Origin of the sequence: Metasolibacillus fluoroglycofenilyticus, from assembly GCF_003049645.1 — a bacterium.
GTDB classification, from domain to species: Bacteria; Bacillota; Bacilli; order Bacillales_A; family Planococcaceae; genus Metasolibacillus; species Metasolibacillus fluoroglycofenilyticus.
In genome coordinates this window covers 68,935-93,296 of the sequence record NZ_PYWK01000002.1, presented here as the reverse complement: position 1 = coordinate 93,296, position 24,362 = coordinate 68,935, and the positions used below count along the sequence as shown (strand labels likewise).

The window sequence follows — 24,362 nt, the reverse complement described above, 5'->3', positions numbered from 1 at the left end:
TTACTGAATGAATGTTCATATATATTTCAAGGGGGAATTTGTTATGACAAATATTATTAAAGGCGGAAGCTTTTTAGTAGAAGAAGTAGATATTAATCGTGTAATTACACCAGAGGATTTCACTGATGAGCAAAAAATGATTGCGAAAACAACTGAGGAGTATGTAGCGAACGAAGTACTACCAGTTGTAGAACATTTAGAAAACCATGAGTTCGAGCATTCTGTTCGTTTACTTAAAACAGCTGGGGAGCTAGGGCTTTTAGCAGCTGACGTACCAGAAGAATACGAAGGATTAGAATTGGATAAAATCTCTTCTGCATTAATCGCAGAAAAAATGTCTGTAGCAGGTGGCTTCTCGATTACACATGGTGCACATGTTGGTATCGGTTCATTACCAATCGTATTATTCGGTAACCATGAGCAAAAATCAAAATACTTACCAAAGCTTGCTTCAGGTGAATTAATTGCGGCTTATGCATTAACAGAGCCAGGCTCAGGTTCTGATGCATTGGGTGCAAAAACAACAGCAAAATTAAATGCTGCTGGTACACACTATGTATTAAATGGTGAAAAGCAATGGATTACAAACGCTGGTTTTGCAGATGTATTTGTAGTGTATGCTAAAATTGATGGCGATAAATTCTCTGCATTCATCGTAGAACGCTCATATCCAGGCGTTTCTGTAGGCCCAGAGGAGAAGAAAATGGGGATTAAATCTTCTTCAACACGTACATTAATTTTAGAAGATGCAGAAGTTCCAGTAGAAAATTTATTAGGTGAAGTTGGACGTGGTCATATTATCGCCTTCAACATTTTAAATATCGGTCGCTATAAATTAGGTGTAGGTACAGTTGGTGGCTCAAAGCGTGCATTTGAGCTAGCTGTGCAATATGCAAATCAACGTAAGCAATTTAATACGCCAATTTCAAGCTTTAACTTAACAAAGGAAAAGCTTGCAACAATGGCTTCTCATATTTACGCATCTGAATCATTAAACTACCGTACAGTAGGCTATTTCGAGGATCGCTTAAGCCAATTGTCAGCTGAAGAGCAAAAGGATGGAAAAGCGATTGCTGGCGCTGTGGCAGAGTACGCAATTGAGTGCTCGATTGCTAAAGTATTCGGTTCTGAAACATTAGACTATGTAGCGGATGAGGCGGTTCAATTACATGGTGGCTATGGCTTTATGGCTGAATATGAAGTGGAGCGCATTTACCGTGACTCTCGTATTAACCGTATTTTCGAAGGAACAAATGAAATTAATCGCATGATTGTACCAGGTACATTTATGAAAAAAGCATTAAAAGGTGAATTACCGCTATTACAAGTAGCGCAAAACCTACAATCTGAGCTGTTAATGATGATGCCTGAAGAAGTAGGCGATGAGCCATTAGCGCAAGAGTTATACTTAGTGAAAAACGCGAAGAAAATCGCAGTATTAGCAGCGGGCGCAGCAGCTCAACGCTTCGGTGTAAAATTAGAAGCAGAGCAAGAAGTTTTAGTGAACATTGCCAACATTGCGAACCAGCTTTATGCAATGGAATCGGCTGTTATTCGTACACAAAAAGCAATCGAGCGCGACGGTGCAGAAAAAGCTGCACAAAAGCTGCTATACACGCAAATCTTCTGCCAAGAAGCATTTGCTGAAATTGAAAAAGAAGCAAAAGACACGCTACTTGCTTCAGTTGAAGGCGACGCAGGCCGCATGACTTTATCAGCACTACGTAAATTAACACGTAACAATCCATATAACTTAATTACGAAAAAACGTGAAGCTGCTGACAAGTTAATTGAAGCAGAGAAGTATATCGTTTAATATTTACTATAAAAGCACCTGATTTTATAAATGAATCAGGTGCTTTTTCAATCTAAAGGAGGCGATAATGATGGATTTTTTAGCCCAGTTAATGGAGGAATACGGGATTGATTCCATTATCCATAGCGAAAAAATAACAAAGGGGCAATCTGCGACAACATATTTAATTACGACAGAAACCCAGCACAAATATATTGTGAAAACGATAAAATCAACTTCAAAGGCACAGTTTGAATATGATTTACTTACACATATTAGAAGGACAGAACCCGCAATTGTAGCAGAAATTTTACGTACCGCATCAAATAAGCCCTTTATCCAAATTGAAGAAAGCATCTATCAAGTACAGCTATATATAGAAAATCATCAACAACCGATATCATTATCTAAACTACTAACAGCTTATCAAGGTTTACAAAAAAGTATGCAGCATTTTCAGACAGATTATATCAATGAAAATCGCTTTTTATTAGCGAGATTATGGAATCAAAATAAGCGGCTTTTAAAGCAATATTATCCATATATATTTCAAGCATTCAACACGAATATAGACAGTTTCATACAATTAGATGAACAGAAGGATGTTTGGATTCATGGAGATTTAGGGCGCTGGAATGTTTTATGTCAATTAAACGGGCAGGCACTATTTATAGATTTTAGCGAAGCTCGTCAAGGCACAAAATATTTTGATTTAGTCGCACTTTTCACGTCTTATTTACCAGAGGATGAAATATTACAGAATTATATAGAGGAATTTTTTACGCTTTATGAGAGAGAAATAGATTTTCCTATGTTTAGCCGAACTATTGGCCTGTGGTATTTGAAAGGAATTTTAATGTTAGTGCAAAAGGATGCACAAGCAATGAAGCAAGCTATTGATTATTTTTATCATAAGGCACAGCAGCTTGATAAATTGTTGCAAGCTTTATGCAATTGTGAGTGTGTTAGGAAAGACCAGTAACAATTAGGTCTGTCCTAACAACATTTATTTAACTCTCTTGTTACTGAATAGGAACTAGTATTTCACATAAATGGTTCTCGATCATTTGTGCAGTATACCTCTCAATAATTGGCGTTTCTCTTATTAACAAGTTATTCTTTTCTATCTCAGAAAAAATATTGCCCCAAAATTCACTAACGGCTTCTTTAGTATGGTCAAGTAAGAAAACGGCGTATTTCCCACCTGAAAATTGCCCAACCTGAGCGGGTTCTGCCACATGGAAGTCTTCGTTTACAATAACGCAAACATCATAACGACATGCCTCTTTAGGAGTAACTGCTGGATTATCCTGTGGTATACCTAAAATTGTAGAATGCTCAAAAACATTATTCAATTTTGCCCATTCTTTACAAGATGCCATTAATGCTTGATTTTGTTCTCCACCATATTCGCCAACATTTCGGAAATAGGCAATTCGTGATTCAAGTAATACTTCAATGGTTATTTTCATATTTTCAGCCACCTTTCATAGGTAAGGTAATATGATATAAAATGTTTTTCAAGCGCTTTTTAAAAGAATTTTCTATGATTTATGATATTATTGCTTAATAAGCAATGAAAAGGAGCGACTGATAAATGACAATTTCAATTTTTCAATATCCAAAATGCTCAACATGTAAAAAAGCACAAAAATGGCTGGACGATCATAATATAACATATGAATCGATACATATTGTGGAGGAGACGCCAACAAAAGAGCAGTTACAAGCAATTTATGAGACGAGTGGGCTACCATTAAAAAAATTTTTCAATACGTCTGGGATGAAGTATAAGGAGCTTGGTTTAAAGGATAAGCTACAGGATATGACGGAGGAAGAGCAGCTAGAATTGCTTGCATCTGATGGAATGCTGATTAAACGACCGCTTGTAACAGATGGCAAAAAAGTGACATTAGGTTTCAAGGAGTCTGACTTCTTAGAATCGTGGAAATAACGTGAATAGTAACTTGTTTTTAAGCAAGAAATATGGCAAACTGAAGTTGAATGTATTACATATTTGGAGGGGTTTTCATGAGCACACCAACAGAATTACGTTATTCAAAAGAGCACGAATGGGTAAAACTTGAAGATGGTAAGGTTCGTATCGGTATTACGCATTTTGCACAAAATGAACTAGGTGATATCGTATTCGTTGAACTACCAGAAGTAGGCGACGAATTACAAATTAATGAGCCATTTGGTAGCGTTGAGTCAGTTAAAACTGTATCAGAGCTATATGCGCCAGTATCGGGGAAAGTGGTAGAAGTAAACGAAGAGCTAGGTGATAACCCAGAATTCGTAAACGAATCTCCATACGAACAAGCATGGATGGTAGTTGTTGAGCTAGCAAACCCATCTGAATTAGATGAGTTAATGACTGCTGAGCAATACGATGAAATGACTGCAGAATAAAACATAAAAACACCAAAGTCCATGCTGGATTTTGGTGTTTTATCATATTGGAAGGAGAAGTTTCGATGATTTGTATGGTTGTGGAAGGGCGTTCGGATAAATTAAAGCTTGAGCAAGTACTTGCTGAAGAGGCGATTATTTTATGTACAAACGGAACGATGAGTGAAGACAGTTTACTTGAACTTTTAGCACCATATGAGTATCTTAGTCTTTATACGCTTTTTGATGCAGATTTATCGGGGCAAAAAATGCGCAAGCTAATGAGGCGCATTTACTCAGAGGCGGTGCAACTTGAAATACCTGCACAGTATAAAGAGGTAGCAAAAACACCAGCAACGGTATTAGCTGCGCTCCTGAAAAAAGTAAATATACGAACAAAGTAGGACAATGAGAATGGAAGAATGGACAATTGAGCAATGGCAACAACAGTTGACGAAAAACGATATAGTTACACTATATTTATATACACCAATTTGTGGAACTTGCGCTGTAGCATCTAAAATGATGAATGTAGTAGAACAGCTATTGCCTACTATGCCTATTGGAAAAATGAATCTAAATTATTCTGAAAAGCTAGCGGTTGAATTGCAAGTCGAAAGTGTCCCTTGCCTAGTTATTTCAAGAGGTGAAGGTGTTTTTGAAAAAATTTATGCCTTTCAATCCGTACTAAATTTATATGAAATATTAAAAAGTAGTTGACTCCCTTTTTATATCATGATAAAGTACATTCATACTAAAACTACAAATTAAATAAAGTACTCTTATAAAGAGCGGCGGAGGGAAGTGCCCTATGAAGCCCGGCAACCATCACATATGTGAAAAGGTGCCAAGTCACGCAAAGTATAACACTTTGAAAGATGAGAGAACGGTTCAACATATGTTTTGTTATGTAAGCCTTTCTGCTTGTTCAAAGTAGAAGGGCTTTTTGCTTTTTCTTAATTTCTTATCTTTCTAAACGGTAACAAAACACGAATGAAAACGGGGTTGTCTGAAAGGCTTAATTCATCTTGGATGTAGTGAAAAATTTGCTTTTCACTTAATTAATTTCAAAATCAGTTACTTATTTTTTATACATGGTAATTAATTTTAATGTCTTTCAGCAGTAGTCTTCCACCTCTATAGGTGTCGAGATGGATGCAAGCATTAGACCTATTTCAGCGGGTATCCAAACACTTGCTGAATCATAGGAACTCAGTCTAAGAACATCGCCTCCGGCGGATGTCACAGATTTTAAAGGGGAGTTTTCAAGCGAGCTTGAAAAAATCTGGACGCAATTATGCCAAGGTGTAATTGATTAAAATACAACTGAATCGTCTAAAAAGCGGCGTATTGCACGCTTTTCAGACGCCCCACCCTTAAAGGAGTATGACGATGATTCAATTAACTAATATAACGAAGGTTTATAAAACGAAAAATGGCGAATTGACTGCTGTGCGTGATGTTAGTTTAACGATACAGCAAGGTGAAATATTCGGTATTATCGGCTATAGTGGCGCTGGTAAAAGTACCCTTATTCGCCTGTTAAATGGTTTGGAAAAGCCGACAGCAGGTGAGGTTATTGTTAGTGGCGAGGATATAGCGAAAATTTCTGGCACTAAGCTTCGCCAAGCGCGCCAAAAAATTAGTATGATTTTCCAACACTTTAATTTACTTTGGTCACGTACAGTGGAGGAGAATATTGCATTTCCTTTAGAAATTGCAGGTATTCGTAAAAGTGAGCGAGCTATACGTGTGCAAGAGTTAATCAAGCTTGTCGGTTTGGAAGGAAGGGAAAAGGCCTATCCTTCACAATTATCAGGTGGGCAAAAGCAACGTGTCGGTATTGCACGAGCATTAGCTAATAATCCTGAGGTATTGCTTTGTGATGAGGCAACTTCAGCACTCGATCCAGAAACAACAGAGTCAATTTTAGAGTTGCTCCTCGATATTAATAAAAAGCTTGGATTGACAATCGTCTTAATTACACATGAAATGCATGTTATTCGCAAAATTTGTCATCGCGTTGCGGTAATGGAAGCGGGACAAGTAGTAGAGCAGGGCAAGGTATTAGAGGTGTTTCAAAGCCCACAGGCCACGATTACGAAAAACTTCGTATCACAAGTGTCCGATTCGAGCGAAACGAAGGAATCCATCGAGCAAATTATCGCAAACTATCCAACTGGGAAAATTGTGCGTATTACATTTGTTGGACAAGCGACAAAGGAGCCGATTATGTCGCAGTTAATAAAGCAATTCGACGTAGAGATAAACATCGTACACGGAGCTATATCGCATACAGCAAATGGTCCTTACGGTACGTTAATTGTGCATATTGATGGGGCACAGGAAAATATAGAAGGTGCTCTGCAATTGCTAGCAACAAACAATATTCAAGCGGAGGTGATTGAGCGTGGTTGAACAATTATTTCCGAACGTCAATTGGGATAAAATGTGGCAGGCAGCGTATGAAACAATTTATATGACCGCTGTTTCTACAGTAATTACATTTATATTAGGGCTAGCGATTGGTATTTTACTATTTTTAACGAGTCCGTATCAGCTTTGGGCGAATAAAATCGTTCATTTTATAACAGGCTCCATCGTCAATATTTTCCGTTCGATTCCGTTTATCGTTTTGATTATTTTATTAGTTCCATTTACTTTATTTCTCGTTGGAACGATTCGCGGAACGAATGCAGCACTGCCTGCTTTAATTGTCGGTGCAGCGCCATTTTATGCACGTATGGTGCTTATTGCGCTACGAGAAATTGATAAAGGGGTAATCGAGGCAGCTCGTTCGATGGGGGCAAGAACATCGACGATTATTTTTAAAGTGCTTATTCCTGAAGCATTACCCGCGTTGATTTCGGGTATTACAGTGACAGCTGTTGCGCTTGTTGGTTATACAGCGATGGCGGGCATTATAGGTGCAGGAGGTTTAGGGCAATTAGCTTATATCGATGGCTTCCAACGCAGTCGCAGTGATGTGACGCAAATGGCAACAATATTAATTGTCATTATCGTTTTTGTTTTTCAGTGGATTGGCGATATGATGACGAAAAAAGTGGATAAGCGTTAGGTCTTTACAAGGTAACTTGTTGACATATAGAAAGTTAAAAAAGAGAGGAAGAAAAAGAATGAAAAAATGGTTATCAGTCTTATTATTATCAACACTTGTGCTAGTGCTAGCAGCTTGTGGCGCAAAGGATGACAGTAATGAAGAAGCAAATACAGGCAGTAACACAGAAAGCGATAATGGTACTACAGAAACAGCCGAGCCGACAAAATTAGTTATCGGTGCATCATACGGCTTACACGATATTATTTTAGAGCAAGCAAAGCCAATTTTAGCTGAGCAAGGGGTAGAAATTGAAGTTCGCCCATATCAAGAATATGTAATGCCAAACCAAGATTTAGATTCCGGTGAATTAGATGCAAACTATTTCCAAACGATTCCGTATTTCGAGAATGAAATGAAAGAAAAGGGCTATGATTTTGCCAATGCAGGCGGTATTCATATCGAGCCAATCGGTGTTTATTCACAAAAATATAAATCACTTGATGAGCTACCTGATGGGGCAACAGTTATTATTTCCAACTCTGTTACAGAGCAAGGTCGTATTTTAACATTATTTGAAAGCTTAGGCTTAATTACGCTAAAAGAAGGCGTAGTAAAATCAGAGGCTAGATTAGAGGATATTGTTGATAATCCGAAAAACTTAAATATCGATGCAAACTCTGCACCAGAAATGTTAGTAACGTATTACAACAATGGTGAAGGTGATGTTGTTGTTATCAACTCAAACTTCGCAATAGATGCAGGGATTAGCCCGATTAATGATTCAATTGCTATCGAAAGCTCGGATTCGCCATATGTGAATATCATTGCGACACGTAGCGGTGATGAAAACAATGAGGCGATTCAAAAATTAGTGGAAGTATTATTATCGAAAGAAATTCAAGACTTTATTTTAAAAGAATGGGACGGCGCTGTCGTACCAGTTGAAAAATAATAGATAACTTTCTAAATCGCTTACAACTATTTTGAGAGTTCTCCCTTATAGCTAAAAAGCCCGTACCACTTTATGTTGTGTAAAATGGTACGGGCTTTGTTTTACATATATGAACGAACCGTGAAGAGGATTACTCTTTGGGCAGGCAATGCCCTTTAATTCAGTCGAAGAGTAGCGCGCTGCTGAACTATTTTTTGCACTGATTAACCGCAAACATAAGCTTTTCGAATAAAGCACGTCGTAGTAAATTACTGAAACTGTGTTAAACGAGAGAAAAAGTCGCTAACAAACGACAAGAAAATTTGCTCGGAAGGGGCTAAATCTCGCGTTGTGGGATAAATGACGCCTACTGTCCGGCGGATAACAGGCATCGCAATAGGGATTTTTACTGTGAGGCGTGGTGTGGAATCATAGAGCGAGCTTTCAGGCAATAGCGTAACACCAATGCCAGCTGCTACAAGGCCTTTTAAAGCATCCATATCCTCTCCCTCAGAGGTAATATTTGGTGCAAAACCTAAAGAGCGACAAGCGTCCATTACGACCTTATGTAAAATATAGCCTTCAGGAAACATCACAAAATCATCATTTCGCAAATCGATTAAATTGATTGTTTCGTTTTTAGTTAATGGATGTGATAGAGGAAGCAAGGCATACATATTTTCACTAAATAGTACATTCACATTTAGCGATTCATCCTTTGGTGGAATAGGGCCTAACAGCGCCAAATTCAGCTCTCGATTTTTCACAGCCTCAATTAAATACTTATATGAGCCTTGGCGCAATTGAAAGGCCACATCAGGATATTCGCGCTTAAAGGCTGAAATAACAGTCGGTAATACATAGCTCGCTAAGCTCGTTGGGAAACCAACTTTAATGACTCCTTTTTTCGGGTCTAAATATTCCTCTACTTGTTTTGTAGCGAAATCAATTGCCTCCAATGCCGTAATGCTATGTTCGAGGAAAATTTTCCCGACAGGTGTGAGCTTGACATTGCGACCGATGCGTTCGAAGAGCGGCGTGCCTAGCTCTTCTTCCAAGTTAGCTATTTGCCTGCTGACAGCGGATTGTGCAACATGTAAATGTTCTGCCGCTTCTGAAATATGTTCACGTTCCGCAACTGCAACAAAATAGCGTAATTGACGTAGCTCCAATATAATCACCTCTATTTTTATTATACAGGGTGCCAGGCACTCAAACAATTCTGAATTTTTAATTGAAATCCATTCTCAATTAAATCATTCTTATTGAAAATCTCCTAATTGATAAGCATTTCAAGTTATTCTTAGGAAATTATGCATAGTATAGAAGCTCTTAATAAACTTTCTTACATCATTTAATTAAAATTATTCTAAACTATTTGCAACGATACTCCTTTTCAGTTAAGATTGTACATGACAATAATTATGCAATGGGATACCCATGCAATGAACATTATGGAGGTAATTTAATGGCAACTTTAGAAATTAAAGATCTTCACGTTGAAATCGACGGAAAAGAGATTTTAAAAGGTGTAAACCTAACAATCAACACAAACGAAGTGCACGCAATTATGGGGCCTAACGGTACAGGTAAGTCAACGTTAGCATCTGCAATTATGGGGCATCCTAAATATGAAGTAACACAAGGTCAAGTGTTATTAGATGGGGAAGATGTATTGGAAATGGAAGTAGACGAGCGTGCGAAAGCTGGTTTATTCCTTGCTATGCAGTATCCATCGGAAATCGCTGGTGTGACAAACGCGGACTTCTTACGCTCAGCAATTAATGCGCGTCGTGAAGAGGGCGATGAAATTTCGTTAATGAAATTTATCCGTGAATTAGATAAAACAATGGAATTTTTAGAAATGCCAGAGGAAATGGGTCAACGTTATTTAAACGAAGGCTTCTCTGGTGGTGAGAAAAAGCGTAATGAAATTTTACAATTAATGATGATTAAGCCAGCAATCGCTATTCTTGATGAAATCGACTCAGGTCTTGATATCGACGCATTGAAAGTTGTATCAAAAGGAATCAACGAGATGCGCGGTGAAGGCTTCGGCTGCTTAATGATTACGCACTATCAACGTTTATTAAACTACATCACACCAGACCATGTGCACGTAATGATGCAAGGTAAAGTTGTAAAATCTGGTGGTGCAGAGCTTGCTCAGCGCTTAGAAGCAGAAGGTTACGACTGGATCAAGCAAGAATTAGGTATTGAAGAAGAAACTGTAGAAGCAGATCTATAAGTAGAGGAGGACGAACAAGATGACGGTTGACACAAAATTGGCGTTATCAGCAGAAGAAGTACGCTCGTTCTCACAAAGCAATAATGAGCCAGCTTGGTTTGCTGATTTCCGTGTGGCAGCACTTGCACAAGCGGCTGAACTAGCATTACCAACGCCTGATAAAACAAATATTACAAAATGGAATTTCACTGAATTTCCTAAACATACAGTAGAAAGCGCACCGTACACATCATTAGATAGCTTATCTGCAGAGGTAGCGGCTTTAATCGATGTAGAGGGGCAGCAAAACCTTTATATTCAACGTAATAACACACCAGCATTCATTAAAGTATCAGAAGAGCTTCAAGCAAAAGGTGTTATTTTCACAGATATTCAAACAGCAGTTCGCGAGCATAGCGACTTAGTACAAAAATATTTCATGACAACAGCTGTTAAAGTAGATGAGCATAAATTAGCGGCTTATCATGCAGCACTTGTGAACGGTGGCGTATTCGTTTACGTGCCACGCAACGTTATCATAGAAGAGCCATTACAAGTTGTTTTCGTTAACGATGATGCAGAAGCTTCATTATTCAACCACGTATTAGTTGTAGCTGAAGAATCTTCAAGCGTGACGTATGTTGAAACATATGTATCAACAATTGAGGAATCAAAAGGGCAAGCAAATATCATTGCTGAGGTTGTTGTAAAAGACAATGCGCAAGTAGTGTTCGGTGCTGTAGATGTTCTCGCAAAAGGCTTTACAACATATGTAAATCGCCGTGCTAACGTTGCACGTGATGGCAAAATCGAGTGGGCACTAGGTTTAATGAATGATTCAGATACAATTTCTGAAAATATTTCACATCTAATTGGTGACGGTTCGGTTGCTGATACGAAAACAGTCGTTGTAGGTCGCGGTACACAAAAGCAAAACTTTACAACAGAAGTACGTCATTGGGGTAAAAACTCTGATGGACAAATTTTAAAGCACGGTGTAATGAAAGACGGTGCACAATCTATTTTCAATGGTATCGGTAAAATTGAACATGGTGCAACAAAAGCAAATGCAGAGCAAGAATCTCGCGTGTTAATGCTTTCTGACAAAGCACGTGGCGATGCCAACCCAATTCTTTTAATTGATGAAGACGATGTAACAGCAGGACACGCGGCATCTGTTGGGCGTGTTGACCCGATTCAGCTTTATTACTTAATGAGTCGTGGCATTTCGAAAGCAGAGGCAGAGCGTCTTGTAATTCACGGATTCCTTGCGCCAGTTGTTACAAACTTGCCAATTGAAGGCGTTAAAAAGCAGCTGACGGAGGTTATCGAAAGGAAAGTTCGATAATGAATATAAAAGACATTAAAAATTATTTCCCTGTACTCAATCAAGAAATAAACGGGCATCCGCTCGTTTATCTCGATAGTGCAGCAACGTCGCAAAAGCCTATTCAAGTAATTGAAGCAGTAAAAAAATATTATGAGTTAGATAATTCCAATGTTCACCGTGGTGTACATACTTTAGGTAACCGTGCAACAGATTCATACGAAGGAGCACGTGAAAAAGTACGCCAATTTATTAATGCTCGTTCTACAAAGGAAGTTATTTTTACTCGTGGTACGACAACAGCTTTAAACACAGTTGCAGCAGGCTATGGTCGTCAAACGCTTCAAGAAGGTGATGAAATTGTCATTACGTATATGGAGCATCATTCCAATATTATTCCTTGGCAGCAGCTTGCAAAAGAAAAGGGCGCTGTTTTGAAATATATTGATTTACAAGAGGATGGCACTATTTCTTTAGACGCAGTACGTGCAACAATTACAAACAAAACGAAAATTGTTGCGATGATGTATGTATCGAATGTTTTAGGGACGATTAATCCAATTAAGGACATTGCTAAAATTGCACATGAAAATGGAGCGATTATGGTCGTTGACGCAGCGCAGGCGGCACCGCATGTGAATGTGGATGTGCAAGAATTAGATTGTGATTTTTTAACGTTTTCCGGGCATAAAATGTGTGCACCAACAGGTATTGGTGTACTATATGGGAAAGAGGCGCTTTTAGACAAGATGGAGCCGATTGAATTTGGCGGCGAAATGATTGATTTCGTAGGTCTTTATGATTCAACATGGAAAGAGCTACCGTGGAAATTTGAAGGTGGTACACCAATCATTGCAGGCGCAATTGGTTTAGGTGCAGCAATTGACTTTTTAAATGAGATTGGCTTAGACAATATCACTGCACATGAGCATAAATTAGCAGCCTATGCAATGGATGAGCTAGAGAAAATCGAAGGCTTACAAATTTTTGGCCCTCGCGACCCAATGCAACGTTGCGGACTTGTTACATTTAATTTAGATGATGTACATCCACATGATGTTGCGACAGTATTAGATATGAATGGAATCGCAGTAAGAGCTGGCCACCATTGTGCTCAACCGTTAATGAAATGGCTTCAAGTTACTGCAACAGCGCGCGCAAGCTTCTATCTATACAATGATGAAGCAGATATTGACCGTTTAGTTGCAGGACTGCGCAGAGCGAAGGAGTATTTCAACGATGTCTTTTAATAATTTAGACCAACTATATCGTTCTGTTATTATGGAACATTATAAAAACCCTCGTAACAAGGGAATTTTGGAAGAAAATAACGTCACAATTGATATGAACAACCCTACATGTGGTGACCGTATTCATTTAACATTAAAATTGACTGACGGTATTGTAGAAGATGCGAAATTTGACGGCGAAGGCTGCTCGATTTCAATGTCTTCTGCATCGATGATGACACAAATCATCAAAGGGAAAAAACTTGAAGAAGCGTTAGAGCTAGCAGATATTTTCTCGAAAATGATGCTTGGCGAGGAATACGACCTAGATAAATACGATTTAGGTGATGTAGAAGCGTTACAAGGCGTATCACAATTCCCAGCCCGCATTAAATGTGCGACATTAGCTTGGAAGGCAATGGAAAAAGGCGTGAAAAGCGAAGCACAATAATTAGACTGAACGGAGGAGAAAAAATGGCTAAAAAGATGCCTGATATTGGCGATTACAAATATGGCTTCCACGACAAGGACGTATCAGTTTTCCGTTCTGAGCGTGGTTTAACAGAGGAAATCGTTCGTGAAATCTCAAATATGAAAGAAGAGCCAAAGTGGATGCTTGATTACCGCTTGAAAGCTCTTGAGCAATTTTATAAAATGCCAATGCCTCAATGGGGTGGCGACCTTTCAGCGTTAAACTTCGATGAAATTACTTATTACGTAAAGCCATCTGAAGCAACACAGCGCTCATGGGATGAAGTACCAGAAGAAATTAAAGCAACATTTGATAAATTAGGTATTCCTGAAGCGGAGCAAAAATACCTTGCTGGTGTATCTGCTCAGTACGAATCTGAAGTAGTTTACCACAACATGAAAAAGGATTTAGAAGACCTAGGCATTATTTTCAAGGATACAGACTCAGCATTAAAAGAAAATGAAGATATTTTCAAGCAATACTGGGGCACAGTTATTCCTTATGCAGACAATAAATTCTCTGCTTTAAACTCAGCAGTTTGGTCAGGTGGTTCATTCATTTACGTACCACCAGGTGTTAAAGTTGAAACACCATTACAAGCGTACTTCCGTATTAACTCTGAAAACATGGGTCAATTCGAGCGTACTTTGATTATCGTAGATGAAGGTGCACATGTACACTATGTAGAAGGCTGTACAGCCCCTGTTTACACAACAAACTCGCTACACTCAGCAGTAGTAGAAATTATCGTTAAAAAAGATGCATACTGCCGTTACACGACGATTCAAAACTGGGCAAACAACGTCTATAATCTTGTAACGAAGCGTACAGTAGTTGACGCTAATGGTACGATGGAATGGATTGATGGCAACATTGGCTCGAAATTAACGATGAAATATCCATCATGTATTTTACGCGGTGAAGGTGCGCGTGGTATGACATTATCAATTGCATTAGCAGGTAAAGGTCAGCACCAAGATGCAGGCGCAAAAATGATTCACCTTGCACCAAATACATCTTCAACAATCGTGTCAAAATCGATTGCGCACCACGGTGGTAAAGTTTCTTACCGCGGTATCGTACGCTTCGGTCCTAAAGCGACTGGCGCACGCGCAAACATCGAATGTGATACATTAATTATGGATAACGAGTCAACTTCAGATACAATTCCATACAACGAAATTTTAAACGACAACGTGTCACTAGAGCACGAAGCAAAAGTTTCAAAAGTATCCGAAGAACAATTATTCTACCTAATGAGCCGTGGTATTTCTGAGCTTGAAGCAACAGAAATGATTGTAATGGGCTTCATCGAGCCATTCACAAAAGAATTACCAATGGAATACGCAGTAGAAATGAACCGCCTAATCAACTATGAAATGGAAGGTTCTATCGGTTAATAGATTACTCAGGGCGTCCAAAAAGCATGCAAAGCACTGCTTTTCGGACGTCTTTTTTATGCATATCGCAATAACTCGAATGCGAATGATGTAATAATTAACGGTCATTGTGGTACTCTAATAATAGGATTTCATTAAAATTAAAGGAGTGTCTAAAATGGTTGGTGTAGAAATCGATATGGTTGTAACGGATAGTTTGAAGGCATTAGCATTATATGAGAAAATTTTTGATATAGAGCGTGTGGAAGTAACAGATTTCCCTGTTGGCAAAAATGAAGCAGTTTTTAAATTATATGATGTCAGGTTTCATTTATTAGATGAAAATCCTGAATATCAAATGATTGCACCGAAGCCTAATGACCCAAAGCCAATTTGGTTTAATATTTTAGTGCCAAATATTGCAGACACATATGAAAAAGCAATGAAAGCAGGCTGTAAGGAAGTACAAGCAGTTACTGAACTGCCTGATTTTGGCGTATCAAATGCTGTATTCAGTGATGAATTCGGCTATCTTTGGATGCTGCATGAAATGCATAGGGTAGTTAGCTTTGAGGAGCGTGTACAAATTTTAGAGGATAATGAAGCGAATTAGTTCGAAATATTCGTTTCAGAAAATGCTTCCAAATATCTTGTTTTAGTATTTTTAAAAGCGGAAATTAATTAATGACTAATAAACGTCTGAAAGACCGTGCTTTAACACGCTTTTCAGACGTTTTTGGCTAGCTTGAAGTATTTTTAAATTAAGTAGTTTGAACTGTCAAGATTTGTTTTTTACTAGAGGTAATTGTACTTGCCATTTAGGCGGCAGTTTGATTTTTGACCTTATGATTGCTACAAGCTGAAATGAATAAAGTACATACTAAAAAATAAGCAAACTTTTTTCATAATGCTAAGCTCCTATTATTCAGGGCTTGGAATATGGACAGGTCCTCCCCATTGGGTAAAGGTATTGCTCGTTGTCTCAGACACTTCACCAATTGTTGCTGTTGCAATGTAATAGGCACCTAAATAATTATTCGTTACCCAAAGCTGTACATCTGTGAGTGTAGTGCCAAGAAGATTAATCGGTTCTTCTGGGACTAAATGCCATGCTGTATCAACGAAAGCATCGGCATCGGGTACAGAGGCCTGTTCGACAACATGCCATGTAGGTGCTTGTGCAAAGTTTTCAGCGATGATAAGTGGGTGTCCTAAAACACGAGTTAGTTTTATAACATTTGATGCAATGACTTGCTCACCTGTCCTCGGTTCGTCTGTTTCCTCTACCCAGCCTACGTCGGGCATATTCATCCAACCTGTGTCGCCATCAACAATAACAGACATGTCTTGGCTTTTGACATGCATTGAAAAATCAGGATTCCATTGAAAATCGACCATTGTAGTGCCCGTTGATGAAATCGCTTTATGCGAGCCAGTGCCTGCTGCTATCATCGCATCTGCCATACATGCAGCTAGTTGCTTGCCTTCAATCGTTTTCCCTACCTCAAATAAAATACCTTCACAAGAGGCTAGGGAGCTTAAGCTAGCAGCGGCTTCTTCGTCCGCTTCCACTTCGGTTTCTACTTCTTCGTTCTCATTTTCAGAAGTAGCAGCTTCTTTATTTTCTGTTTCGCTATGATCTGTCGAGCTTTCTTCTGGTGTATTATTGCCACACGCGGCTAATAGCAACATTAAAAAAAGCAGTCCTAGCAATTTTTTCACTATAAAATATCCTCCTTGTATTAAATGTTCAGAAAATTTACCTATCCAAAGTAATAGTAATTCATTATAGGATTCGTTACAAGAGTGCCAAAATAAGGTTTAAATATACAATAAATGTATTTTAATAGAGATATTTATCTACTTGCCTAGGCAATAATAATAAATCCTATAATTTACTTAAGAAACTGTTTTTTCTTGTTTATCGAATTTAGCCATAAAAAATTGCACCTTCGATTCTAGTTATGTCTAACAATCGGGGTGCAATTCAATCGATTTTTTTAGTACGTAAGAGGACTGTCCGCTAAGGTAATTTTGTATGGCAATCACATGTTTCTTTATTAATTTGCTGCTAAACTTGTGCGCTCACGCAATAGTCATAATAAATTGTCACTATCGCATGGGGCTCATATTAGCTTTTCGGACGACTAACTTAGCTTATAACACTTTGTTTTACTGTTAGCTTCGCAAGCTTAATTTCATCCACATCAATACCTAGACCCGGTTTGTCACTTAAACGAATAAATGGAATATCGAATTGCAGATTGCCTACATCCTCGCTATATTTTAGTGGACCTGTTAATTCAACGCTAGTCATTGATTTTTTAGAGAAGGCCACGTGATAGCCTGCTGCTGAGCCAATTGATGATTCGACCATGGAGCCTACTTGACATTCAATATTGGCCATTTCAGCCATAATAGCGAGCTTATTTGCCTTATAAATACCGCCACATTTCATCAGCTTAATATTCACTTTATGCGCGGCCTGCTTTTGGATAATTGTGCGCATTTCTGTCATGCCAACAAGTCCCTCATCAATCATTACAGGTGTAGCAGTCTTCTGTTTAATTTCGACCATGCCGTCAATATCATGTGCTACAATGGGCTGTTCAATCCAGTCGAGATGACAGTTTTCAAGGAGTGCAAGTGCTTGTAATGCGGTTGCGCTATTTTTCCACCCTTGGTTAACATCAACGCGAATGGCGATTTCAGGGCCGACTGCTTCTCTTACTGCTTGAATACGCTTAACGTCCTCTACCATTTTTTCACCAACTTTTAGTTTGAATGAACGATAGCCTTCTTCTATTTTACCCATTGCTTCTTGTGCCATTACTGAAGGGTCTTGAATGCTTAAAACGTGGGTAATTGGAAATGCCTCATGGAAGCGTCCACCTAGTAAATCATAGACAGGAATGTTCAATGATTTTGCAGCGGCATCGTAGCACGCAATATCAAGTGCAGCCTTCGCTGTAGGAGCTGCCAATATTGCAGCATCCATGACATCATGAATGGCTTCCATATTCAGCGGATTTAGACCAATTAAGCGAGGGGCTAAAATTTTCTCGATAATTTCAAATGCGCCGTACATGCTTTCCCCTGTTACGTGCTCATCTGCAACGCCTTCGCCATAGCCGATAACACCATTATCTAAAGTCACTTTGACGATTAAGGAAGGCATCGTATAATAGGTAGCATAGCTAATAATAAATGGTTCCTTTAATGGGAGCTCAATAGCAAATAGTTCGATTTTTTTAATTTTCATATTGTACATCCTTTCTGATTTGGAGGTTTTCTTTTTTATGATGACAATTGCTTTAATTGGTTCAGCAAGCTTTTGCAAGCAAGCACAAGCACTCGCTGAATCGGATTCTTCTTATCAACTGAAATGTTATGCATATAAAGAGCCAGCTGAAGCACCTGAGCTAGTAAAAATGCTTGAGCATTGTGATGTATTAATGTTTTCAGGTTCGCTGCCCTATGCTTTTGCCAAGCAGCAAGTAGAGCAGCTACAAATACCTGTTGTTTATTTACGTCAAGATGTACAAGCTTTAGCAATTACTTTATTAAAGGCTGTTCAATTAGGCTACAATTTAACACGTATTTCTCTTGATTATCGCGATGAGGAAGAGTGGCGAAACTTATGTAACGACCTGCATACTCCACCTACTGTTCATACATTATGTTTGCAAAATGCCCAGCCATCACAGCCTGTAGTCGCCTTTCATCGCAAAGCACTAGCTAGTGGCCAAACAGATTTTGCGATTACGAGCATTCATGCAGTATATGACCAATTATGTGAGGAAGGTTATCCAGCTATCCACATTGTTGATACGGACAATGACATACTTCATACGCTAGCCAAGGCAAAAGAACAGGCATTATTAGCGAAGGCTGAAGCTGCTCAGGTTGTGGTTGGACTCATTCAAGAGCAGTATTGTTTGCCTGAGGAGCTAGCTACTTTTGCTCAGTTACTAGATGCGACATTAACGAAGAAGGAGCATGGCACCGTTGTCTATTCGACAGTTGGTAAAATCAAATCGGTTATTGCGCACCCTTTGTTCGAAAAATGGCATGGCGCTTTAAATGCTAATGTGCGAATTGCTTTCGGCAGTGGGCATTCAATGGAAGCTGCTTATAATAATGCACTTGTAGCAAGCTCCTTTACACAATCAAAGCAGTTTTATTTTATGGATGCTAAACAAACATTACATGGACCTTACCCGATTATAGAAAAACAAACTGCGTTTTCTGTAAAGCATCCACAGCTTGCAGCATTGGCACAAGAAGTCCGCTTAAGCCCACAAAATATATCGCGTATTTTTGCATATGCGGCATTGCAAACTAGTGAGCCCTTTACAGCGGCACAGTTAGCGAAATTTTTACAAGTAACAAGAAGAACGGCTGAGCGCATGTTGAAAAAATTACATGATGCCAGCTATGTAACGATTATCGGGGAGCAATCTGCGCACCAAAAAGGTCGTCCCTCAGCACTTTACCGCTTACAGCTTCCAACATTAGTGAAATAACGTGATGCACTACTTTGTTGTCGGAAAATTTCTTGCATATGACAGCAATCTTTTTTACAATAAAACCATGTCGCTAAGTGGTCGTTAATTGTATCGTACAAAGCAAAAGTGATGAAGTCAAGAACAAACTAAAAGATTATAGGATGAACGTATAGACAAACGACAATGCATTATGTGAGGAGTTTTTTTATGAAAGAAAAAATGTTGGATATTTTCAGCCATTTACACGCACATGGTGAAATAAGCTTTAAGGAAGTTGAAACGACTAATTATCTCGTTGCATTATTTGAAGCGGCTGGTTTTCAGCCAAAAAGATTTAAAAATATACCTGGTTTTTCTGTTGAAATTGGTTCGGGCTCACCGAAAATAGGGTTGCGCGCAGATATGGATGCACTATGGCAGGAAGTGGATGGAGAAATGAAGGCAAATCATTCATGTGGGCATGATGCACATATGACGATTGTGACAGGCGTTATGCATCGACTAAAGGAAGTAGGTGAATTCAACGGAACAGTACGCGCTATTTTCCAACCAGCAGAGGAGCTTGGCAATGGTTCTTTAAGCGTCATTCAAGAAGGTGTGATTGATGATTTAGATTATTTTTACGGCGTTCATTTACGACCATTTGATGAAATTGCTTTTCCAAATTGTGCAGCAGGCATTCAGCATGGCTCATGTGTCTTTGTAAAAGGGCAAATTGGTGGCGTGGATCATCACGGTGCGCGCCCGCATAAAGGGGTCAATGCAATTGAAGTAGCTGCTTCTATTGTGCATCATTTAGGGTTAACCTACACAGACCCACATATAGCGGCGACTGCAAAAATGACCAATTTATATGCAGGCTCTGAAAATTTTAATATTATACCCGGCAAAGCAACATTTGGTTTAGATTTACGTGCACAAACGAATGCGATAATGGAGGAATTACAGCAGAAGGTAAAAACAATATGTACGCAATTAAGTGCGTTGCATCAAGTACCCATTACAATTGAGTTTTTTGATTATGTTCCAGCAGCAGTTGTGCATGACGAGGCGGCAGCACTTTTAGCGCAGTCAATTGAGCATGTGTTAGAAAGACCTGCCTTCCCAACGATTATTACGCCAGGTGCAGATGATTTTCATTTTTACACGATTGAAAGGCCGCATTTAAAGGCGACGATGCTTGCTCTAGGGGCAGATGTAATGCCCGGGTTGCATGACCCACATATGCAATTTAATCATCAAGCCATTGTCAATGGGATTGAGATACTAACAGATGTTTGCTTACGCACAATGCAACAAGGGTAATGATGTAGTTAGGATAAAGATTGTTACATAAGCTTTGAGTGAACGTAACAGCAGTTTTACAATCGGCATGTATAATATTTTGAAGCCATAATATTCTTCAAGCAGCGGTTAAGTATTGTCCTCACTGAGTGAAGTTTTACTTTATGTTATGATAAAGGAGCATATAGGAAGGGGGAGAGGAAATGATTTCGATTGGGCTAACAGGCTGGGGAGATCATCCTGCTCTATATTCAACGGTGACGACGGCACGTGATAAACTATTTGATTATAGTGGACATTTTCCAATTGTTGAAGTAGATACATCTTTTTATGCCATTCCAGCCAATCAAAATGTCGAAAAATGGTGCCAGGATACACCTGATAATTTTCAATTTATATTAAAGGCTTATCAAGGAATTACAGGACATTTGCGTGATGAGTTACCATATGAGACGCGGAATGATATGTTTCAAGCCTTTTTAGAATGTGCACATACATTTCAGCGCTTAAATAAGCTAGCGATGGTGCTTGTACAATTTCCTCCTTGGTTTGATTGCACAACGAAAAATGTTAATTATATTCGCTATGTCAAACAGCAATTACCGAATTTGCCATTAGCGATAGAATTTCGCAATCAAACTTGGTATGCTCCGCAAATGAGGGAGAAAACATTGCACTTTTTACAGGAGCACAACTTTATTCATACTGTTTGTGATGAACCGCAGGCAGGGACGGGCTCTGTTCCGCTCGTACCTGTTGCGACAGCAGATAAGGTGCTATTTCGTATTCATGGTCGCAATGTGCATGGCTGGCGCAATAGTGGCAATGCACATAATTGGCGCAAAGTTCGTTTTCTATATGATTATAATGAAGATGAGCTACAATCAATAGCATCCTATGTAAGGCAATTGCGGCAGCAGGCGCAGGGAGTTTATGTACTGTTTAATAATAACTCTGATTATCATGCCGCGCCAAACGCACAGCGCCTAAAGGAAATACTGGGCTTGCACTTTGAAAATTTATCACCAAAACAACTAAATATTTTTGAAGGGGAATTTTAATGGAATTTATATTGTTATTTATTATTGCGATGACCTCCGGTATTATAGGGGCGCTTGTTGGATTAGGTGGGGGAGTTATTTTAGTACCTGCTACGCTATTTATAGGTATTAATTTAGGGCTGATTCCAGATATTACACCACAAACGGTTGTTGGTCTATCTGTTGTGATGATGATTTTTACAGGTCTCGCCTCTACAGTAACACAAATGAAGTCAAAAACGGTAGATTATAAAACAGGCTTTATTTTCTTTGCGGGTAGTGTACCAGGGACGATGCTTGGTGCATGGATTAATAAAGGGTTAGATTTGCCATCATTTAATTTATATTTTGGTATTTTATTAATTATTCTATCGATTATTTTATTAGTACGTGATAAATTAAAGCCTGTTTATTGGTTTGTCGAGCATGGAAAGAAGCAAACATATATAGATAGTGAAGGCAAGGAATATGTGTATGGTTACCCCATTTGGTTTGCCTTTTTATTAACATTTGCAGTCGGCTGTATGTCGGGGCTGTTTGGCATCGGTGGTGGCTCGATGATAGTTCCGGCAATGCTGATTTTATTCTTATTCCCACCGCATGTGGCTATTGCTACATCGATGTTTTTAGTATTTTTAACATCGATTGTCAACTCTGCTTCGCATATTTATTTAGGAAATGTCCCGTGGCTATATACATTACCGGTTATTCCGGGAGCATATATTGGAGCAAAATATGGTGCAAAATTAAATAAAAAGTTAAAATCAGAAACATTGGTACTTGTATTGCGGATCATTCTATTGTTGTTAGGTGTTCGTTCTATTATAGATGGGCTATTTTGATGCTAAAATAACAGATGGAGCCTCAGGCGAATATTATCGATTTTTAAAGAAAGCTGGTGTGCATTGTGCAAGAAAGAATTCATTTTTTTCATACGAACGATTTACATAGTCATTTTGAATTTTGGATGCGTACGCAGAATTATATTCATGCACAACGTACATTATTAGCTGCACAAGGTGAGCCTAGCTTTTTACTAGATATTGGCGACCATATTGATCGTTCAAATATTTATACGGAGGCAACGAAAGGCAAAGGCAATGTTCAACTATTGAACGAGGCACAATATGATGTTGTGACGCTTGGCAACAATGAGGGAATTACATTTGCTACTGAAGACTTAGAAGCACTGTACGAAGATGCACAGTTTGAAGTTGTTGTTGCTAATTTATATGCATCAAAAGGGGAGCAGCCTGCATGGCTTAAGCCGTATACTATTTTAACGACGAAATATGGAACGAAAATTGGGGTTGTAGGTGCAACTGCACAGTTCGAAGCATTTTATCGTTCGTTAAGCTGGCAAGTAACGGAGCCGAGAATTGCGATTATCCAGATTGTCGAGCAGTTAAAGGAGCAGGTGGATATTCTCATTTGCTTATCTCATTTAGGAAAGACAGAGGATGAGCTACTTGCAGATGAATGCCCTGAAATCGACGTAATTTTTGGGTCACATACACATCATCTATTCGAGACAGGAAAATTCATTGGAGAGGTGCTGCTAACTGGCTGTGGAAAATTCGGTCAATATGTAGGGCATTTAACCATTGACTTTGACCATCAAACGAAAAGGATAACGAAGCAAGAAAAGGTCATCGAGTGTGCATTGCTCCCTAGCCCGAAAGAGGAGCCAGCATTTTTGCAAGGTTTAATGCAAGAAGCGCAGGAAAAGCTAGATAAACCGATTTTTACAGCACCAAAAACGTATAATAAAGAATGGTTTCATTATTCACAGCTTTCCAATTTATTTGCAGAGGCAATGATTCAATATTCAAGTGCAGATTGTGCCCTTTTCAATGCGGGTATTTTTTTAGAGGACTTGCAAAAAGGCTATGTATCAGCATACGACCTTCATCGGATTTTCCCTCATCCAATTAACTTATGTACGATTGAGCTTACCGGTACGGAGCTGAAGGAAATTTATATGCAATCAATGAACGAGGAATGGCCACAACTCCAATTTAAAGGGCTGGGCTTTAGAGGAATTGTATTTGGCAAGCTGTTAACCTATCATTTTGATTTGAATGCCCAGCGTGAGCTAATTATTAATGGTGAAGTGGCAGATTTGCAACGCACATATAAATTGGTGACGCTTGATTTATTTACATTTGGTTATTTTTTCCCGAGTTTTAAATATGCCAAAAAACATTATTACCTCCCTTTATTTTTACGAGATATATTAAAACTTTATGGACAAAATAAATTTAAGTGATGAAAGAGGTCGTCGGAAAAGCTATTTTGAGACGAACTCTTTGCGACGAGTAACCGCAGGTACAAGTATTTTTAGTCAATATTTAATATAGAAGAAGGGCTGTCCGAAAAGATGTACACTTTTCGGGCAGCCCCTTCCAAATTTTTTGAGCTAATTAGTTGAAGTTAACCTAAAATTGTCACGCCCTGTGACAACTACCTAATTCCTCTTTATCAGCAAGTGTATAGACATTCGCTGAAAGAAATTAAATTATCATGTATGTTGATTTCTTTTTAATTTGAGAGTATTGTTTTACTTGGATTATGAAGGAGCTATCATTTTTTTGCTGAGGCACTTCTATGTGAGCATGAAAAACTGCGGCAAATATGAGTCGAAATGTTGTTGGCTCAATCAATATGCATGATTTTTTCATTTGTACATCTATCTTATTTTGTTTATTACTTATATAA

24 protein-coding genes and 1 riboswitch are annotated in these 24,362 nt (G+C 38.7%); of the genes, 20 read left to right on the top strand and 4 right to left on the bottom strand.

All coding sequences use genetic code 11. The annotated features are described in order from the left end of the window. Positions 1-43 precede the first annotated feature (43 nt). Both C9J36_RS11020 and C9J36_RS11015 read left to right on the top strand, forming a co-directional pair. The gene (locus C9J36_RS11020; protein WP_066166640.1) at positions 44-1,816 is read left to right on the top strand and encodes an acyl-CoA dehydrogenase family protein; all 1,773 of its coding nucleotides are present in this window, start codon (positions 44-46) and stop codon (positions 1,814-1,816) included. A 67-nt stretch (positions 1,817-1,883) separates the two neighbouring features. After that, complete coding sequence (locus C9J36_RS11015) at positions 1,884-2,777, top strand: phosphotransferase (protein WP_107943152.1); 894 nt, start codon at positions 1,884-1,886, stop codon at positions 2,775-2,777. A gap of 40 nt (positions 2,778-2,817) precedes the next feature. Here C9J36_RS11015 and C9J36_RS11010 read toward each other — a convergent pair whose 3' ends face one another. Then, complete coding sequence (locus tag C9J36_RS11010; RefSeq protein WP_066166634.1) at positions 2,818-3,267, bottom strand: AraC family transcriptional regulator; 450 nt, start codon at positions 3,265-3,267, stop codon at positions 2,818-2,820. A 125-nt stretch (positions 3,268-3,392) separates the two neighbouring features. Between C9J36_RS11010 and C9J36_RS11005 the strand changes: the two genes are divergently transcribed. From C9J36_RS11005 to C9J36_RS10975, 7 genes are all read left to right on the top strand, one after another. Then, entirely contained in the window at positions 3,393-3,749 is a 357-nt protein-coding gene (locus C9J36_RS11005; protein ID WP_066166631.1) for an arsenate reductase family protein, read from the top strand. A 77-nt stretch (positions 3,750-3,826) separates the two neighbouring features. Beyond that, on the top strand, positions 3,827-4,207 hold the full coding sequence (gene gcvH / locus C9J36_RS11000; RefSeq protein WP_066166629.1) for a glycine cleavage system protein GcvH: 381 nt from the start codon (positions 3,827-3,829) through the stop codon (positions 4,205-4,207). A gap of 65 nt (positions 4,208-4,272) precedes the next feature. After that, complete coding sequence (locus tag C9J36_RS10995) at positions 4,273-4,590, top strand: toprim domain-containing protein (RefSeq protein WP_066166625.1); 318 nt, start codon at positions 4,273-4,275, stop codon at positions 4,588-4,590. Between the two features lie 10 nt (positions 4,591-4,600). Then, the gene (locus tag C9J36_RS10990) at positions 4,601-4,906 is read left to right on the top strand and encodes a thioredoxin family protein (protein WP_107943151.1); all 306 of its coding nucleotides are present in this window, start codon (positions 4,601-4,603) and stop codon (positions 4,904-4,906) included. 59 nt (positions 4,907-4,965) lie between these two features. After that, positions 4,966-5,071, top strand: a riboswitch (SAM riboswitch). Positions 5,072-5,578: 507 nt separating this feature from the next. Next, the gene (locus tag C9J36_RS10985; protein WP_107943150.1) at positions 5,579-6,604 is read left to right on the top strand and encodes a methionine ABC transporter ATP-binding protein; all 1,026 of its coding nucleotides are present in this window, start codon (positions 5,579-5,581) and stop codon (positions 6,602-6,604) included. Further along, on the top strand, positions 6,597-7,265 hold the full coding sequence (locus tag C9J36_RS10980) for a methionine ABC transporter permease (RefSeq protein WP_107943149.1): 669 nt from the start codon (positions 6,597-6,599) through the stop codon (positions 7,263-7,265). The genes C9J36_RS10985 and C9J36_RS10980 overlap by 8 nt, the downstream gene beginning before the upstream one ends. 58 nt (positions 7,266-7,323) lie before the next feature. Beyond that, entirely contained in the window at positions 7,324-8,199 is an 876-nt protein-coding gene (locus C9J36_RS10975) for a MetQ/NlpA family ABC transporter substrate-binding protein (protein WP_107943148.1), read from the top strand. A 248-nt stretch (positions 8,200-8,447) separates the two neighbouring features. Here C9J36_RS10975 and gltC read toward each other — a convergent pair whose 3' ends face one another. Then, on the bottom strand, positions 8,448-9,350 hold the full coding sequence (gene gltC / locus C9J36_RS10970; protein WP_107943147.1) for a glutamate biosynthesis transcriptional regulator GltC: 903 nt from the start codon (positions 9,348-9,350) through the stop codon (positions 8,448-8,450). Positions 9,351-9,646: 296 nt separating this feature from the next. Here gltC and sufC point away from each other — a divergent pair, with 296 nt between their 5' ends. From sufC to C9J36_RS10940, 6 genes are all read left to right on the top strand, one after another. Further along, positions 9,647-10,426, top strand: coding sequence for a Fe-S cluster assembly ATPase SufC (sufC, locus tag C9J36_RS10965; protein ID WP_107943146.1), 780 nt, complete (start codon positions 9,647-9,649; stop codon positions 10,424-10,426). A 19-nt stretch (positions 10,427-10,445) separates the two neighbouring features. After that, complete coding sequence (gene sufD / locus C9J36_RS10960; RefSeq protein WP_066166603.1) at positions 10,446-11,753, top strand: Fe-S cluster assembly protein SufD; 1,308 nt, start codon at positions 10,446-10,448, stop codon at positions 11,751-11,753. Then, the gene (locus C9J36_RS10955) at positions 11,753-12,982 is read left to right on the top strand and encodes a cysteine desulfurase (RefSeq protein ID WP_066166601.1); all 1,230 of its coding nucleotides are present in this window, start codon (positions 11,753-11,755) and stop codon (positions 12,980-12,982) included. The genes sufD and C9J36_RS10955 overlap by 1 nt, the downstream gene beginning before the upstream one ends. Further along, positions 12,972-13,412: a Fe-S cluster assembly sulfur transfer protein SufU gene (gene sufU / locus C9J36_RS10950; protein ID WP_066166598.1), complete on the top strand. Its 441-nt coding sequence runs from the start codon at positions 12,972-12,974 to the stop codon at positions 13,410-13,412. The genes C9J36_RS10955 and sufU overlap by 11 nt, the downstream gene beginning before the upstream one ends. A 23-nt stretch (positions 13,413-13,435) precedes the next feature. Beyond that, positions 13,436-14,833: a Fe-S cluster assembly protein SufB gene (gene sufB, locus C9J36_RS10945; RefSeq protein WP_066166595.1), complete on the top strand. Its 1,398-nt coding sequence runs from the start codon at positions 13,436-13,438 to the stop codon at positions 14,831-14,833. A 157-nt stretch (positions 14,834-14,990) separates the two neighbouring features. After that, positions 14,991-15,425 (top strand): VOC family protein, encoded by a 435-nt coding sequence (locus C9J36_RS10940; RefSeq protein WP_066166592.1) that lies wholly within the window; start codon positions 14,991-14,993, stop codon positions 15,423-15,425. A 308-nt stretch (positions 15,426-15,733) separates the two neighbouring features. Here the strand turns inward: C9J36_RS10940 and C9J36_RS10935 are convergent, their stop codons facing one another. Both C9J36_RS10935 and C9J36_RS10930 read right to left on the bottom strand, forming a co-directional pair. Next, a complete protein-coding gene (locus C9J36_RS10935) occupies positions 15,734-16,534 on the bottom strand; it encodes a hypothetical protein (protein ID WP_066166590.1) in 801 nt (266 codons plus the stop codon). A gap of 430 nt (positions 16,535-16,964) precedes the next feature. After that, positions 16,965-18,074 (bottom strand): mandelate racemase/muconate lactonizing enzyme family protein, encoded by a 1,110-nt coding sequence (locus C9J36_RS10930; protein ID WP_107943145.1) that lies wholly within the window; start codon positions 18,072-18,074, stop codon positions 16,965-16,967. Between the two features lie 37 nt (positions 18,075-18,111). On the opposite strand from C9J36_RS10930, the gene C9J36_RS10925 reads away from it, so the two are divergent. The 5 genes from C9J36_RS10925 to C9J36_RS10905 all read left to right on the top strand — a co-directional run bounded on the left by C9J36_RS10925 (position 18,112) and on the right by C9J36_RS10905 (position 23,913). Next, entirely contained in the window at positions 18,112-19,338 is a 1,227-nt protein-coding gene (locus C9J36_RS10925; RefSeq protein WP_107943144.1) for a winged helix-turn-helix domain-containing protein, read from the top strand. 189 nt (positions 19,339-19,527) lie between these two features. Further along, positions 19,528-20,625, top strand: a complete 1,098-nt coding sequence (locus tag C9J36_RS10920) for an amidohydrolase (protein WP_107943143.1) — start codon at positions 19,528-19,530, stop codon at positions 20,623-20,625. A 182-nt stretch (positions 20,626-20,807) separates the two neighbouring features. Beyond that, entirely contained in the window at positions 20,808-21,665 is an 858-nt protein-coding gene (locus tag C9J36_RS10915) for a DUF72 domain-containing protein (protein ID WP_107943142.1), read from the top strand. Beyond that, positions 21,665-22,486: a sulfite exporter TauE/SafE family protein gene (locus C9J36_RS10910; protein ID WP_066166576.1), complete on the top strand. Its 822-nt coding sequence runs from the start codon at positions 21,665-21,667 to the stop codon at positions 22,484-22,486. The genes C9J36_RS10915 and C9J36_RS10910 overlap by 1 nt, the downstream gene beginning before the upstream one ends. Positions 22,487-22,551: 65 nt before the next feature. Continuing rightward, entirely contained in the window at positions 22,552-23,913 is a 1,362-nt protein-coding gene (locus C9J36_RS10905; RefSeq protein ID WP_066166572.1) for a bifunctional metallophosphatase/5'-nucleotidase, read from the top strand. Positions 23,914-24,362 lie beyond the last annotated feature (449 nt).

Excerpts from the sequence above, each read along its gene's own strand:
- C9J36_RS11020 (WP_066166640.1), top strand. The coding sequence starts at position 44 with ATGACAAATATTATTAAAGGCGGAAGCTTTTTAGTAGAAGAAGTAGAT.
- C9J36_RS11015 (WP_107943152.1), top strand. The coding sequence starts at position 1,884 with ATGATGGATTTTTTAGCCCAGTTAATGGAGGAATACGGGATTGATTCC.
- C9J36_RS11010 (WP_066166634.1), bottom strand. The coding sequence starts at position 3,267 with ATGAAAATAACCATTGAAGTATTACTTGAATCACGAATTGCCTATTTC.
- C9J36_RS11005 (WP_066166631.1), top strand. The coding sequence starts at position 3,393 with ATGACAATTTCAATTTTTCAATATCCAAAATGCTCAACATGTAAAAAA.
- gcvH (WP_066166629.1), top strand. The coding sequence starts at position 3,827 with ATGAGCACACCAACAGAATTACGTTATTCAAAAGAGCACGAATGGGTA.
- C9J36_RS10995 (WP_066166625.1), top strand. The coding sequence starts at position 4,273 with ATGATTTGTATGGTTGTGGAAGGGCGTTCGGATAAATTAAAGCTTGAG.
- C9J36_RS10990 (WP_107943151.1), top strand. The coding sequence starts at position 4,601 with ATGGAAGAATGGACAATTGAGCAATGGCAACAACAGTTGACGAAAAAC.
- C9J36_RS10985 (WP_107943150.1), top strand. The coding sequence starts at position 5,579 with ATGATTCAATTAACTAATATAACGAAGGTTTATAAAACGAAAAATGGC.
- C9J36_RS10975 (WP_107943148.1), top strand. The coding sequence starts at position 7,324 with ATGAAAAAATGGTTATCAGTCTTATTATTATCAACACTTGTGCTAGTG.
- sufC (WP_107943146.1), top strand. The coding sequence starts at position 9,647 with ATGGCAACTTTAGAAATTAAAGATCTTCACGTTGAAATCGACGGAAAA.
- sufD (WP_066166603.1), top strand. The coding sequence starts at position 10,446 with ATGACGGTTGACACAAAATTGGCGTTATCAGCAGAAGAAGTACGCTCG.
- C9J36_RS10955 (WP_066166601.1), top strand. The coding sequence starts at position 11,753 with ATGAATATAAAAGACATTAAAAATTATTTCCCTGTACTCAATCAAGAA.
- sufU (WP_066166598.1), top strand. The coding sequence starts at position 12,972 with ATGTCTTTTAATAATTTAGACCAACTATATCGTTCTGTTATTATGGAA.
- sufB (WP_066166595.1), top strand. The coding sequence starts at position 13,436 with ATGGCTAAAAAGATGCCTGATATTGGCGATTACAAATATGGCTTCCAC.
- C9J36_RS10940 (WP_066166592.1), top strand. The coding sequence starts at position 14,991 with ATGGTTGGTGTAGAAATCGATATGGTTGTAACGGATAGTTTGAAGGCA.
- C9J36_RS10930 (WP_107943145.1), bottom strand. The coding sequence starts at position 18,074 with ATGAAAATTAAAAAAATCGAACTATTTGCTATTGAGCTCCCATTAAAG.
- C9J36_RS10925 (WP_107943144.1), top strand. The coding sequence starts at position 18,112 with ATGATGACAATTGCTTTAATTGGTTCAGCAAGCTTTTGCAAGCAAGCA.
- C9J36_RS10920 (WP_107943143.1), top strand. The coding sequence starts at position 19,528 with ATGAAAGAAAAAATGTTGGATATTTTCAGCCATTTACACGCACATGGT.
- C9J36_RS10915 (WP_107943142.1), top strand. The coding sequence starts at position 20,808 with ATGATTTCGATTGGGCTAACAGGCTGGGGAGATCATCCTGCTCTATAT.
- C9J36_RS10910 (WP_066166576.1), top strand. The coding sequence starts at position 21,665 with ATGGAATTTATATTGTTATTTATTATTGCGATGACCTCCGGTATTATA.